Here is a 13,670-nt window from a genome sequence, read left to right on the forward strand (position 1 = left end):
TCTCCCTCATCTCCCCCATCTCCCCCATCTCCCCCATCTCCCTCATCTCCCTCATCTCCCCCATCTCCCTCATCACCTAACATGGGAAGATTATGTATGGGTTACGTCCAGTCAACAATTCAATGCTGCATTTGAGTTATCCCATGCTTAACTTATTAAAATCCTGGCTGAAGAACAGCCTAATGGCAATACTGCTGGTAACAATATTTTTAGGCATAACTACAGCTGGGTGGACTCCCTTCAGTAGCGCTGCACTGCCAGCCGGCAACGCAATTACCGATGGTAAAGCTTTGTTACGCTATGCACTCCCGATAGATAATAAACCTGTGCGGGAACTACAAGGCAGTTTAGAGGACATCTCTGCCCAACTGCGGGCGAATCGGCGCTGGGGTGCTATTTCCAAAGACATCAGCCAAGCATCCCGTATTCTCGATAAACCTTCGCAAATCTTAACAAGCGTTCTTGAAGAACGCCAACCCCAAGCTGAAGCTTGGATTAGCGAGTTGAAATCTGGGGTGAGTAAATTGTCAGAATTGGCGAAGAGCAAAGATAAAGAACAAATTCTGCAAGAGAGAACTAAACTTCTGAATCTCGTCACTCAGATAGAAGAGTCAATGGTGAGACAATTCCCCTTTGAAGTACCTGGCGAGTATAGTAACCTGCCGCAACTTAAAGGTCGTGCCACTGTAGAATTCAAAACTAATAAAGGCGATTTGACTATCGTAGTAGACGGGTACAGCGCCCCTGTCACTGCTGGTAATTTTGTAGATTTGGTACAGAGGGGTTTTTATAATGGCTTAGAATTTACCCGTTCTGAAGAATCTTACTTTCTCCAAACTGGAGACCCCGTTGGAAAAGACGTGGGTTTCATTGACCCAACAACAGGCAAATATCGCGCTATTCCTTTAGAAATCTTAGTTCAAGGCGATAAAGCACCTACCTATGGCATTACTCTCGAAGAAGCTGGTCGTTACGTTGATATGCCAGTTTTGCCTTTTTCTGCCTTTGGTGCAGTGGTGATGGCTCGTCCCGAAAGTGAGGTAAATGGTGGTTCATCACAATTTTTCTTCTTTCTGTTTGAACCAGAACTCACCCCCGCCGGACGCAACCTATTAGATGGTCGTTATGCCGTTTTTGGCTATCTCACTGAAGGCAAAGAAGTTTTGGATAAACTGAAGGCGGGTGACAAAATTGAATCGGCAAAAGTGGTTCAGGGAATAGAAAATCTGCTTGAGCCGCAAGCAGCGTAAGAAGAGATTAAATCGGCGGCTATAAACCGCGACTACACAGGCAAAACCCACCCCCGTGGGTTTAAAATCCTCAATCTTTCCTTAGTCCGAGGAGGCGGACTTTGCCTGTATAGCCGTGAATTATATTTGCCCTGGCTCTAACGCTCTTTTATTACTCTGAAAAAATAAAATATTTGTAGGTTGGGTTGAATTTCAGTGTTACCCAACAAAATTAAGGATTCTTGCTGTTGGGTTTCGTTCCTCAACCCAACCTACGCCTAAATTTATAAAAACTAATCAGAAACATTGGTTTGTAACTTTTATCTCGTGAGAGTCATAAAAGAGCGCTAAGTTCTAACTCAAATTACTGGCGGTGAATATCTGATCAACTGCGATCGCTAATTCGGGAAAAGTCCGTGATATTATTTGCTGAGTTGCTGTAAAAACTGTTTCTTCGTAAAATCCATCTTCCAGTAGTAACACCGAAAGTTTTTCTTGCAATGGGTCTACAATCCAATATTCAAAAACCTCTAAGGCCGCATATTCAGAACGCTTATGGCGATAGTCCCGTTTCACCGACTCTGGACTGACCACCTCGACAATTAATAACGGCGGTGACTCAAATACTGCTGAGGCATTTAATAATTCTCTGGCTTGTTCCACTGTCACTACACACAAATCAGTCAACCTAGATTTATTTATACCCGTTCTCACCCCACTTTCCCGAAAAGTCAGCCAAGGTGAGCCGCAACGTTTAATTTCTGCATCTAGTAATTGCTCAAGAAATTTGGCAATCAGGAAATGTTCAATAGTAGGTGGATTCATTAGCTCTAGCTTGCCATCCACCAGTTCATAATGGAAATCGTTGCCATCATCATAGGTTAAGTACTCCTCAAATGTGATGCTGGTTACTGGTGTTGTTACCATCCCAACTGTCTCCTAGACGATACCCTTATCTTAAACAGTAAAGCAAATTCTCCGTTTTCTTAGTAATTTTGCAATACAGAAAACCGATTGTGAACAGTGAGTTATCTTCTCAACAAGTAAAAGACATTGGTGAACAAGGTCTTTTGGAAAGATTGCAGCGCTTCTGTCCTCCAGAAATTATCGGCGATGATGCAGCAGTACTTGAAACTGCACCAGAGCAATCTTTGGTGGTGACTACAGATGTGCTAGTTGATGGCATACATTTTAGCAACCTCACCACTTCCCCAGAAGATGCTGGTTGGCGGGCTGCTGCTGCCAATTTATCAGATTTAGCCGCAATGGGTGCTTTCCCATTGGGAATCACCGTCGGTTTGGGACTTCCTGGCGAAGTGAGGGTGAATTGGGTGGAACGGTTGTACCAGGGAATGACAGAATGCCTGCAAAAATACAATACAGCAATTGTCGGAGGTGATATTGTGCGATCGCCTGTGACTACTCTGGCAATTACCGCTTTTGGTCAAGTTAACCCTCATCGAATTATCCGCCGTTCTGCTGCTGTTATCGGAGATGCGATCGTTGTTACAGGCGTTCATGGAGCCTCTCACGCTGGCTTAGAACTGCTCTTGCATCCCGAATTCGGGCAAAATCTCAAAAATCCAGAACACACGGCTCTAATCCGCGCACACCAGCGCCCACAGCCACGATTAGATGTCTTACCCATCCTCCAGAAAATCTTAACTCCTAACACCCAACTCCTAACTCCTAACTCTCCACCCCCCATTGCTGGTATGGATAGCAGCGATGGTTTGGCTGACGCAATTATCCAAATTTGCCGCGCCAGTGGCGTTGGCGCTGTCTTAGAACACAGACAAATTCCCGTACCAAAAACTTTTAACCATTGGCTGACACAAGAGCAAGCCCTAGAATATGCTCTATACGGTGGAGAAGACTTTGAACTAGTGCTGTGCTTACCACAAGAACCAGCATCAGCCTTAGTACAACATCTTGGTCAAGATGCTGCGATCGTCGGTAGAATTACAGCTGGATCAACAGTACTATTACACGATCAACAAAAAAAATTCCCTGACCAAGTTCTGAGTCTTAGCCAGGGATTTCAACATTTTGGTCAATAGTCCTTTGTCCTTTGTCATTTGTGAAAAACCAATGACTAATTGTCATTTGTCCTTTATGAAAAACTAATCACTAATGACCAATGACCAATGACCAATGACTAATGACTAATTATTCCCACTTTTGGGCTACCAATTCAGCTAAATCCAAGACTCGTTGGCTGTAACCCCACTCGTTGTCATACCACGCCATAACTTTTACTAAGTCATTACCCAAGACCAAAGTCAAGTTGGCATCCACAATTGAAGAAGCATCACTACCTTGATAATCGGAAGATACTAGTTCTAGTTCGCTATAGTCCAAAACGCCTTTAAGTGGGCCTTCAGCAGCATCTTTGAGAGCTTGGTTAACTTCTTCCGTAATAGTACGCTTCTCAACCTGAACTACGAAATCTACCATTGAGACGTTCGGGGTAGGTACGCGTAAGGCAACACCATTTAGCTTGCCTTTGAGGTCTGGAATAACCAGTGCCACTGCTTTTGCCGCACCAGTAGAGGTGGGTACAATATTGATCGCTGCGGCCCTCGCCCGTCGCAAATCCCGGTGAGAAGCGTCTAGCAAGCGCTGATCACCTGTATAGCTGTGGGTGGTAGTCATCGTACCTTTGATGATGCCAAACTTATCATTCAACACCTTGGCGATGGGCGCCAAGCAGTTGGTAGTACAGCTAGCATTACTGATAATGTGGTGTCTGTTGTGGTCATAGTCATGATGATTCACACCAATCACAAAAGTGCCATCCTCGTTTTTACCAGGAGCGGTAATCAGAACTTTCTTGGCTCCAGCATTTACGTGCTTGAGCGCTCCTTCTTTGCTAGTAAACACCCCCGTTGCTTCGATAATTAGGTCAATTTCCCAATCTCTCCAGGGCAAGTTTTCTGGGTTGCGATCAGATACGCACTTAATGGTCTTGCCGTTAACGATGATAGAGTTATCATCGGCACTAATCTCAGCACCCTTGATTTTCCCCAGCATTGAGTCATACTTCAGCAGGTGAGCATTGGTTCTAGGGTCTGAAGTGTCATTAATAGCGACAAGATCGATTTTACTATTCTCTCTACCCACCCAGCAACGCGCAAAGTTACGTCCAATCCGCCCGAAACCGTTGATTGCAACTCTAATCACAGTGTCTTGCCCTCTGTATTTATGCTTATATGTTGATATCGTTGACCCCAATCATATCGCAAAGAGGGGGGGCACTTTTAACCATAAAGTCTTAGATCAATAAAAAAACACATAATTTATTCAGATTTGTGGGAGTAGAGATTGTTGTTAGTGATATATAATCTCACCGATTCCGGGACTAAATAACGAATTGACTGGCGTTCGCCCTTGGCGTTGACGAAGTTATCGCGGCAAAATTTGCGAATTAGACTTGACGAAACTCCTAGTAAAGGTATATCCAAGAGTTGCCAGTTAATGTTGTGTGACCGCTCCCTGAGTTGTTGCTCCACTTGCTTGCAGATTAATTTGCTTTGAGTTATAGTCTCACCACCTAGTAGTCGGGGTGCGATTAGCCAATCACACATTTGTACTAGTTCGTGTCCACGGTACCAACCGGGTAAGGTTTGGAAAGTGTCTAAGCCCACAATCCAGTACCAGTGAGTATTTGGGTAAGCAGCAGATAAGTTAATTAGGGTGTTAATGGCATAAGAAGTCCCAGAGCGATTTGCCTCTACTTGTGAGACAGTAAACGCTGGGTTATCTTTTATGGCTAATTGCAGCATTTGCACACGATGCTCAAACAAACCGGCTTCTTTGTGAGGAGGATTTAGGGATGGCACCCAAATTACCTTTTCGAGGGATACTTGATGCAAAGCTGTCTCGGCTATGAGCAGGTGTCCCCAATGAGTTGGATCAAATGTGCCGCCAAAAATTGCTAGTTTGTGCATCCAGTTATGCCTGGGTTTTATGCAATTGAAAAATAGTTTCATTCCCAATGTACTATTGTACTCAATTGACGCCTACACTTGATGCAATTTCAAATTAGTTTCACTAAACAATGTATTATGTAGCCAATTACAGTAAGGTAGCCAAAAATATGTATTTGACATTACAAGAATTTCTTTCCCGATGCAGCCAAAATTTCCAGAATAATCTTAAGAACAATTTAGAAATAGCAAAAAGCTCCAACCAAGGTAAAATCATTCTGAACCAGGAAAAGCATATCAGAAAGATGATTTGGGCATCAAACATCAACATGATACAGGAGTAGTTCCGGTAAAAATCAAATTCCTGTTATGATACGCGTGTCATTTGTGATTATGGTGTGGTGTGGTGTAAGAGGAGTAATAAATGACTAATTCTGTAGATTTTAGTGGTAGACCATTTCATTTCATTGGCATCGGTGGTATAGGTATGTCTGCTCTGGCATACATTCTCGCCAAGCGGCAATTTCCAGTATCGGGTTCGGATCTTCGTCCTAATCACATGACGCACAAGTTGGAATCTATGGGCGCTCATATTTTTGGTAGACAAGAGGCCAGCAATCTCGAATTCTTTCGCCCTCAGGTATTGGTGAATACAGTAGTATTAAATTCACAAGAACAATTACTTACTGCTACTAACTCAAAACTGCCTCAAGTCATTTGTTCAACAGCAATTAACACGAATAATTTAGAATACAAAGCAGCGCTGGAATTAGGTTGCCCAATTTTACATCGTTCAGATGTACTAGCAGCTTTAATTGCCGATTACCACAGTATTGCAGTGGCAGGAACACACGGCAAAACGACAACTAGTAGCATGATTGGCTATATGCTTCTGGAAGCAGGTCTAGACCCAACGATTTTAGTAGGTGGCGAAGTCAATGCATGGTCTGGCAATGCTCGATTGGGACAAAGCCAATATTTGGTAGCCGAAGCAGATGAATCTGATGGTTCCTTGGTAAAACATACTCCAGAGATTGGCATCATCACCAATATTGAACTCGATCATCCAGACCATTACGACACATTAGAAGAAGTAATTGACATCTTCCAGACATTTGCGAAGGGTTGTAAAACGTTAATAGGTAGCATTGACTGTGCTACAGTGCGCGATCGCTTACAACCCACAATCAGTTACAGCTTACACTCAGATCCCGACGCTGATTACACCGTCACCAATATTGATTATCGGGCTGATGGTACCACCGCTTTAGTTTGGGAAAGAGGCAAAGCTTTGGGTGTGTTGAAGTTACGCCTGCTCAGTCGGCACAATCTCAGCAATGCCCTAGCAGCAGTGGCTGTTGGTCGCGTCTTAGGCTTAGAGTTTGGAGCAATTGCCAAAGGTATCGCCACCTTTGAAGGAGCAAGACGTCGCTTTGAGTTCCGGGGTGAAGTCAATGGCATTACCTTCATTGATGACTATGCTCATCACCCCAGCGAGATTCGTGCTACTCTTGCCGCAGCCCGTTTACAAGCAAGACCAGGGCAAAGAGTGGTTGCGATCTTCCAACCCCATCGCTATAGCCGTACTCTGACCTTTTTAGAAGAATTTGCCGAGTCCTTTACCCATGCTGATTTGGTGGTGCTGACTGATATTTACAGTGCAGGGGAACCAAATTTAGGGCAAATTAGTGGTGAACATCTAACGGCAGAAATTGCTCAACACCATTCGCAGGTAGTTTATCAACCAACTTTACTCGCCGTGTGTGAGTACTTGCTACAAACACTACGCCCAGGAGACTTGGCCCTGTTTCTGGGCGCTGGGAACTTGAATCAGGTGATTCCTGAAGTAATTACGACACTTCGTGAGCCAGCTAAAGCCACGTCCTAAGTGGAGACTTTGCAAAGTTTTATTTCTGAGCAAAGCACGCCTCTAGCAACGGTTTCATCGGTTAATTCTATTACCGTATCTTTGCGGTAAATAAATGTAAAAATTTTACCAAAACAAAGTAAAAATGACCATTTCCCAGGCAGCTGGAAACGTCTGCACAGTTTCTGCTTTGAATACAAAGAAACAGCAAACAACTAACTCCGTGGAGAGTGAAGTAATTTACTTACCCAGTACGGATTGTGCCATTAAGTCTCAGGCTTCTTTGTCAGCCTTCACTTCCTATAGAGTTGGTGGAGCCGCTGATTTGTACGCTGCTCCTCGAAACTTAGAAGCACTACAAGCAAGCCTTAAGTATGCAAAAGAACGTAATTTAAAGGTGACAATACTGGGAGCAGGTTCTAACTTGCTGGTGAGCGATCGCGGCATATCAGGCTTAGTCATTGCGACTCGTCATCTCCGCTTCAGCAACTTTGACCCAGAGACTGGTCAATTAACTGTTGCAGCCGGAGAATCAATTCCCAGTTTGGCATGGGCAGCAGCCGAATTAGGTTGGCAAGGACTGGAGTGGGCTGTTGGTATTCCCGGTACAGCAGGAGGTGCTGTAGTGATGAATGCAGGGGCACATAATAGCTGTATCGCAGATATGTTAGTTAGCGCCCAAGTACTTTCACCCGATGGTACGCTGGAAACTCTTACGCCGGAACAGTTAGGTTATAGCTACCGGACTTCATTATTGCAAAGTGGCGAGTCTCCTTCGGAGAGGCGTTGCCAACGCATAGTCACCCAAGCCACCTTACAACTCGCCCCAGGTGCCGACCCAGCAAAAGTTATGGCAATCACCAAAGAACACAAAAAGCATCGGTTAAGCACCCAACCATACAACTTCCCCAGTTGTGGTAGTGTATTCCGCAATCCCAAACCTTACAGCGCTGGCTGGTTAATTGAACAAACTGGTCTAAAAGGCTACCAAATTGGTGGAGCGCAAGTAGCACTGCTCCATGCTAATTTCATCGTTAACCGGGGTGGAGCAAAAGCTAGCGATATTTTCTGTCTCATTCGCCACATCCAACATCAGGTACAAGAACGTTGGTCTATTAATTTAGAGCCAGAAGTCAAAATGCTCGGAGAGTTTCAAGGTGCTTGTGGATAAAAAATGGGGAGTGGGGAATGGGGAGATGAGGGAGAAGAATTAATAACCAATGTGCAGTCCCCAATTCGCAATTCCCTACTCTCCAGTCTATGACGCATTAATTATTGGTAAAAAAAGAGGCAAATTACTTACCGCATTTATAATTGAATTTGATTTGTTATTCAACGCACGAGCGTACAAATAATTATGACAGGTAAAGGGCAAGGATTCGGCTTTGGGTTAGGAAAAATGAAGGAACTGGCCGAAGCTTTTAAGAAAGCGCAGCAAGTTCAAGAAGGTGCAAAGCGACTCCAAGAAGAATTGGAGCAAATGGAGATTCTAGGAGAATCTGGCGGTGGTCTGGTGAAGGTAATTGTCAGTGGGAACCAAGAACCCAAGCGGGTAGAAATCTCTCCAGATGCTCTAGGGGAAGGTGCTGAGGTACTTTCTGATCTAGTGACAGTGGCAATGAAAGAAGCCTACAACAAGTCCACAGCAACAATGCGGGAACGCATGGAAGAATTAACCAGTGGGTTGGAGTTACCTGGATTTTAGTCAAGAGTCATGGTCGTTGGTCAAATGACTTTTGACTCTTGACAAAGGACAAAAAATATCTATGGCTTACAAGTTGCTGTTTGTCTGCTTAGGTAACATCTGCCGATCGCCATCGGCAGAAAATATCATGAATCATCTAATTGAGCAGGCTGGCTTAAGCGAACACATCCTCTGTGATTCTGCTGGTACATCTAGTTATCACATTGGTAGCCCACCTGACAGACGCATGAGTGTTGCGGCTGCTACAAAGTTGGGAATTAAACTGCGTGGTCAAGCACGCCAATTTCAAAAGTCAGACTTTCAAGACTTTGATTTGATTTTGGCGATGGATCAAGAAAATTATGAGAACATCCTCACTCTTGATCAAACTAAGCAGTATCGGCATAAAGTGCGTTTGATGTGCGAATTTTGCTCTCGACACACCCTGACGGATGTTCCAGATCCTTATTATGGTGGTCAAGAGGGATTTAATCAGGTTGTTGATTTACTGATCGATGCTTGTGAAGGTCTGCTCATCAAAGTTAGGAGTTAGGAGTTAGGAGTTAGGAGTTAGGAGTTAGAAGTTGGGAGTTAGGAGTTAGGAGTTGGGAGTTAGGAGTTGGGAGTTAGGAGTTTTACAGCTATTTTCAGGTAAATAGACCACGGGGTAGGGAACATTGCTCATTGGTGTCAACTTAACGTGAAACCAGGGCTATTTCAGCCTAGACATAAACCACCCGGAACTAAAGTTCCGGGCTAATAACTAAAGTCCGTTTTAAGAAACTATAAGCTTTTCTCAGTAGTCTTTAGACTACTTTTGCTATTAGACTCAGAATTCATTCTGAGGCGGGCTAGATGCATTCGTGAGAGGTTAAAACAAAGTTATTTTTGTCAATTAGTAATTTTGCTTAAAATTGAGAGGCAGTTTAAGTATTAAGTTAACTTTTATACTTAATTAATGGCGTAAAAATAAATGAGGAGTATCAAAATTAAGCGATCGCTTGCCGAAAAATTGTGTTTCTAACCCCATTTTTCCGGATGTTTTAAGTACTATTGCTTATTGATAAATGAGACGTAATTCTAAAATATCACGAATGGGCTAGATGAGAATGAAATAGTCCTGACGTGAAACCCTTGCAATGGCGTCATACCAAGTCTACTCAATTACTATAGCGGTTCTCCTTTGGATGCAATCATCGGTGAGAGGTTAAGACTATATAACTTTTGTCAATAAGTAATAGTACTTAACATTATGCACGAAATGCTTAACCCAAGTGTATTGCGCTATAATTATGCCCTCGCAACCCCATCCGGCTTTTGTCTAGTGACAAAATCTCCCCTCCCCGTGAACGGGGCTACCGTCTATACACAAGTCGGCAGACCTCTACCCAAACCCCTCTCCGAGGCCAAGAGGGGCTTTGAAGATTGAACACCGATGAGCATTGCTGTGCCCCTACAACAGATGTGGTTCAAATACATGACTTCTGCTATAATTCCTCACTCCTCACTTTTAACTCCTAACTTTTATTCCACCAAACCATGCTTCATCGCAAAACGCACTAATTCGGCTCGGTTGCTGGTTGAGGTTTTTCTCAGTAAACTACTAACGTACTTTTCCACGGTTCGAGGACTCAGGTGTAGCTGGTGACCCATTTCGGCGTTAGAAAGACCATGAGTCAATAAGTCTAAGACTTCTTGTTCTCTATGAGTTAGGGATGAGTGCAGATGGGATTTATGAATTTGAGCGGACAGAGAATTATCGGCATCTCCCGCTTTTGTCGAGCCGGAAATGCCCAAACTCTCTTTATGAGAAAAACGATACTCTGATTGAATAATTTGCGATCGCTCCAAAAGATTGCGGATCGCTGCTGCTAACTCTTCCAGTTCAAAAGGCTTGGGTAAATATAAATCGCACCCTGACTGGTAGCCTAGAATTCTTTCCTGGGTCTTAATGCGTGCCGTTAATAAAATTACAGGCAATAAACGAAACACTGGTTGTTGACGCACCCGGCGCACCAGCTCATAGCCATTCATCCGTGGCATAACGATATCCGTGACAATCAAATCAGGATGATACTCATCCACCATAAACAAGGCCTCTTGACCGTCATTAGCCGTGATCACTGAGTAGCCAGACAGTTCAAGATAGTCGCTGACAGACAGACGAGTGCCCAAATCATCATCCACTACAAGGATCGTCAAGGGCATGGATAATACACCCCTAGCATTTTTTTACTCAGAAATTTGCTTCTATCTACTCCATCGGTGAACACAGACAATAATAGTGTTCTTATGTTTCATACTATGACAGGATTACCAGTTAATGACTGTCTCTAGGGTTTATTTATAAAGAAAATCTTAAATCATTAGGAAGATTAACGAAGTCTAACTCACCCTTAACTCACTGTGCTTGGGAGGCGTGGAGAGCTTTGTAATTTGTAACAACTCATCAATAAAGGAGAATGGCTGCCAGAAAACCTTAATTGTGAACTTAGAAAAGCTAAATTAGTGATATACAGTTCACCATTTATAGCGATTCTAAGATACACCCGATAATTGACAAGCCAATCCAAATAATTTTTTAGGTACATTTAAAGCACGCAAAATTATCAATGAGCGACAAGAACGAAGGTTACAAAGTTATTTGCGACAACCGTCAAGCCCGTTATTTGTATGAAATTCTAGAAACTTACGAAGCTGGAATTGAATTGACAGGAACAGAGGTGAAGTCGATTCGTGCGGGGAAAGTCAATCTCCAAGATGGCTATGCTTTGCTTCGCAATGGCGAAGCATGGTTGATCAATGTGCATATCTCGCCTTACAACGCTAGTGGACAATATTTTAATCATGAACCACGGCGTACGCGCAAGCTACTATTGCATCGCCAAGAACTCCGTAAGCTTATTGGCAAAGTAGAACAGCAGGGATTAACTTTAATCCCTTTAAAAATGTATCTCAAACGAGGCTGGCTAAAAGTGAGTATAGCCCTTGGCAAAGGTAAAAAGCTCCACGATAAGCGAGAAGACCTAAAACGACGCCAAGATCAGCGTGACATTCAACGGGCAATGAAAAACTATTGAGGGTGAACTAAGTACGTTGGTGTGAAAAAAACCAAGTATGTTACGAAACGGAAATAAGCTTAAAACCCTTACTAATAATCAATACTTCGACTTCTCTGCGAGACGCTACGCGAACGCGGTTCCTGAGCGTAGTCGTTGGCGCAGCCTCTCGTAGACAAGGGCAGTACAAGTGACCAATGACCAATACTTCGACTCCCTTCGGCTACGCTCAGGGCAAGTCGCTCAGTACAAGTGACCAATGACCAATACTTCGACTTCGCTCAGTACAAGTGACAAATGACAAATGACAAATGACCAATGACAAATGACCAATGACAGCCTTAGCCAGTTAACTTTAATTACGCCGACGTACTTAACTACCACACCAGAGTAACAAACGGATTGCTGTGAAAACCATGTTATGTATCCACAGCGTGAGTTATGAAAATGCCTAGTTTATAGCCTTAGATTGATTTTTCTAAGGTTGAGACTAGATAAAGTTGTGAGTAAGTTCAGATGGCATAGGAATTTTCACAACTTATGAAAAGTAATTTGATTACAGCTGTTGGTGCTGGCATTCTGACCTTGAGTATGGGAATTTTACCCTTAACTCTATCTGCACAAGCTCAAACAACTAATGACCCCGGAGTCACTACTGCTCCAACAACGACCACTGACGATCGCAACGATTTTGATTGGGGTTGGCTAGGATTGATTGGTCTATTAGGTTTAGCTGGTTTGGCTGGCAAAAAACAAGCGACCACTTATCGTGACCCTAATACCCCAAGTGCTACTACCTATAGGGATTAATACCATCCTGGATTTTGGATTTTGCGGAAAATTCAAAAAATGTCAGTTGTCAGTTGTTTTCTTACAAAACAACTGACAACTTATTTATATTACAATACAGTTCAGTGACTTGAACCTCACACGACTTGAAGTCGCGTGATTCCTGCTTCAACGATCTCTGCCTGAATTACTTCAGGACTTACAAGTTCTCCACAGGCGTTTTTTATAACCTCCGGCGTACCGACGGCGGTTAGTAATCTCAAACCCTCGCTTAATATATTAAGTGCTGCGTTTTTATCCCTCAAATTATAACTATTGCATTGTGGACAAGACCATTCACGCAGATTTAAATCTTTGACTAGTGGGTTGATAAAACCACAACAGTTACAAGTCTGAGAGGAGGGATAAAACGTACCGACTTTTTGCACAAGCCTGTCATGCCACAAAGCTTTATATTCAAGCATGGTAACGAACTTAGACCAACTAGCGTCTGAAATACTCAATGCTAATTTGTGATTCTTCACCATGTTGGTAACTCGTAAATCTTCAATACAGATAATACTATTTTCTTTGATTAAACGGGTTGACAACTTGTGCAAAAAGTCATCTCTCAAATTCGTAATGCGTTCGTGAGTACGAGCCAGCTTGATTTTCGCTTTGACTCTATTGTTACTACCTTTTACACTACGGGATAGTTTTTTATGTGCTTTACGTAATTTCCTTTTTTGAGTTCTATAATACTTTGGATTATCTAAAACTTCACTATTGCTTGTAACAAGGTAAGATTTAATTCCCAAGTCTAAACCAATACTTTGCGTCACTTGGGGATATTTTTCTATCTCTGTTTCACACAAAATACTAGCAATGTATTTACCAGCAGAAGTACGAGTTATGGTGACGTTTACAAGCTTCCCGGCAATGTCCTGAGACTTGTGAAATTTTATCCAGCCTAACTTTGGAAGTTTTAAACCATTCTCTATTATCTGTATGTTGCCGTTGGTGAGATTAGTTTTGTAAGACTGCTTACATCCGTGTTTCTTTTTGAATTTAGGAAAACCTACACCTTTTCTGCCTTTAGCTTTCTTTAAATCAGTAAAAAAGTTCTTGTATGCT

13 protein-coding genes are annotated in these 13,670 nt (G+C 42.9%); 8 read left to right on the plus strand and 5 right to left on the minus strand.

Annotation, left to right across the window (positions count from 1 at the left end; genetic code table 11):
* The first annotated feature begins 143 nt into the window (after positions 1–143).
* Positions 144–1,250, plus strand: coding sequence for a peptidylprolyl isomerase (locus LC605_RS26015; protein WP_229550388.1), 1,107 nt, complete (start codon positions 144–146; stop codon positions 1,248–1,250).
* 333 nt (positions 1,251–1,583) lie between these two features.
* Here the strand turns inward: LC605_RS26015 and LC605_RS26020 are convergent, their stop codons facing one another.
* On the minus strand, positions 1,584–2,156 hold the full coding sequence (locus tag LC605_RS26020) for a Uma2 family endonuclease (protein ID WP_229550389.1): 573 nt from the start codon (positions 2,154–2,156) through the stop codon (positions 1,584–1,586).
* Positions 2,157–2,245: 89 nt separating this feature from the next.
* Between LC605_RS26020 and thiL the strand changes: the two genes are divergently transcribed.
* Entirely contained in the window at positions 2,246–3,289 is a 1,044-nt protein-coding gene (gene thiL, locus LC605_RS26025) for a thiamine-phosphate kinase (protein WP_229550390.1), read from the plus strand.
* A gap of 109 nt (positions 3,290–3,398) precedes the next feature.
* On the opposite strand, the gene LC605_RS26030 is transcribed toward thiL, so the two are convergent.
* Together LC605_RS26030 and nadD are read right to left on the minus strand one after the other, a co-directional pair.
* The gene (locus LC605_RS26030) at positions 3,399–4,412 is read right to left on the minus strand and encodes a type I glyceraldehyde-3-phosphate dehydrogenase (protein WP_229550391.1); all 1,014 of its coding nucleotides are present in this window, start codon (positions 4,410–4,412) and stop codon (positions 3,399–3,401) included.
* A 116-nt stretch (positions 4,413–4,528) separates the two neighbouring features.
* On the minus strand, positions 4,529–5,179 hold the full coding sequence (gene nadD / locus LC605_RS26035) for a nicotinate (nicotinamide) nucleotide adenylyltransferase (RefSeq protein WP_229550392.1): 651 nt from the start codon (positions 5,177–5,179) through the stop codon (positions 4,529–4,531).
* Between the two features lie 403 nt (positions 5,180–5,582).
* On the opposite strand from nadD, the gene murC reads away from it, so the two are divergent.
* The 4 genes from murC (at position 5,583) to LC605_RS26055 (ending at position 9,262) form a co-directional block, all read left to right on the plus strand.
* Positions 5,583–7,046, plus strand: coding sequence for a UDP-N-acetylmuramate--L-alanine ligase (gene murC, locus LC605_RS26040; protein WP_229550393.1), 1,464 nt, complete (start codon positions 5,583–5,585; stop codon positions 7,044–7,046).
* A 124-nt stretch (positions 7,047–7,170) separates the two neighbouring features.
* Positions 7,171–8,196 carry a UDP-N-acetylmuramate dehydrogenase gene (gene murB / locus LC605_RS26045; protein WP_229550394.1) on the plus strand — a complete coding sequence of 342 codons (1,026 nt, stop codon included), beginning with the start codon at positions 7,171–7,173 and terminating at the stop codon, positions 8,194–8,196.
* Between the two features lie 186 nt (positions 8,197–8,382).
* Complete coding sequence (locus LC605_RS26050) at positions 8,383–8,730, plus strand: YbaB/EbfC family nucleoid-associated protein (RefSeq protein ID WP_069070420.1); 348 nt, start codon at positions 8,383–8,385, stop codon at positions 8,728–8,730.
* A 61-nt stretch (positions 8,731–8,791) separates the two neighbouring features.
* Complete coding sequence (locus LC605_RS26055) at positions 8,792–9,262, plus strand: low molecular weight protein-tyrosine-phosphatase (RefSeq protein ID WP_229550395.1); 471 nt, start codon at positions 8,792–8,794, stop codon at positions 9,260–9,262.
* A gap of 971 nt (positions 9,263–10,233) precedes the next feature.
* Here LC605_RS26055 and LC605_RS26060 read toward each other — a convergent pair.
* Entirely contained in the window at positions 10,234–10,917 is a 684-nt protein-coding gene (locus LC605_RS26060; protein ID WP_229550396.1) for a response regulator transcription factor, read from the minus strand.
* Positions 10,918–11,321: 404 nt separating this feature from the next.
* On the opposite strand from LC605_RS26060, the gene smpB reads away from it, so the two are divergent.
* Both smpB and LC605_RS26070 read left to right on the plus strand, forming a co-directional pair.
* Entirely contained in the window at positions 11,322–11,789 is a 468-nt protein-coding gene (gene smpB / locus LC605_RS26065) for an SsrA-binding protein SmpB (protein ID WP_229550397.1), read from the plus strand.
* A gap of 519 nt (positions 11,790–12,308) precedes the next feature.
* The gene (locus LC605_RS26070; RefSeq protein WP_229550398.1) at positions 12,309–12,578 is read left to right on the plus strand and encodes a WGxxGxxG family protein; all 270 of its coding nucleotides are present in this window, start codon (positions 12,309–12,311) and stop codon (positions 12,576–12,578) included.
* Positions 12,579–12,694: 116 nt separating this feature from the next.
* On the opposite strand, the gene LC605_RS26075 is transcribed toward LC605_RS26070, so the two are convergent.
* The coding region (locus tag LC605_RS26075; RefSeq protein WP_229550399.1) for a transposase at positions 12,695–13,670 on the minus strand (976 nt) is incomplete at its 5' end.

It is taken from the genome of Nostoc sp. CHAB 5836, from assembly GCF_020829445.1.
GTDB lineage: Bacteria > Cyanobacteriota > Cyanobacteriia > Cyanobacteriales > Nostocaceae > Nostoc.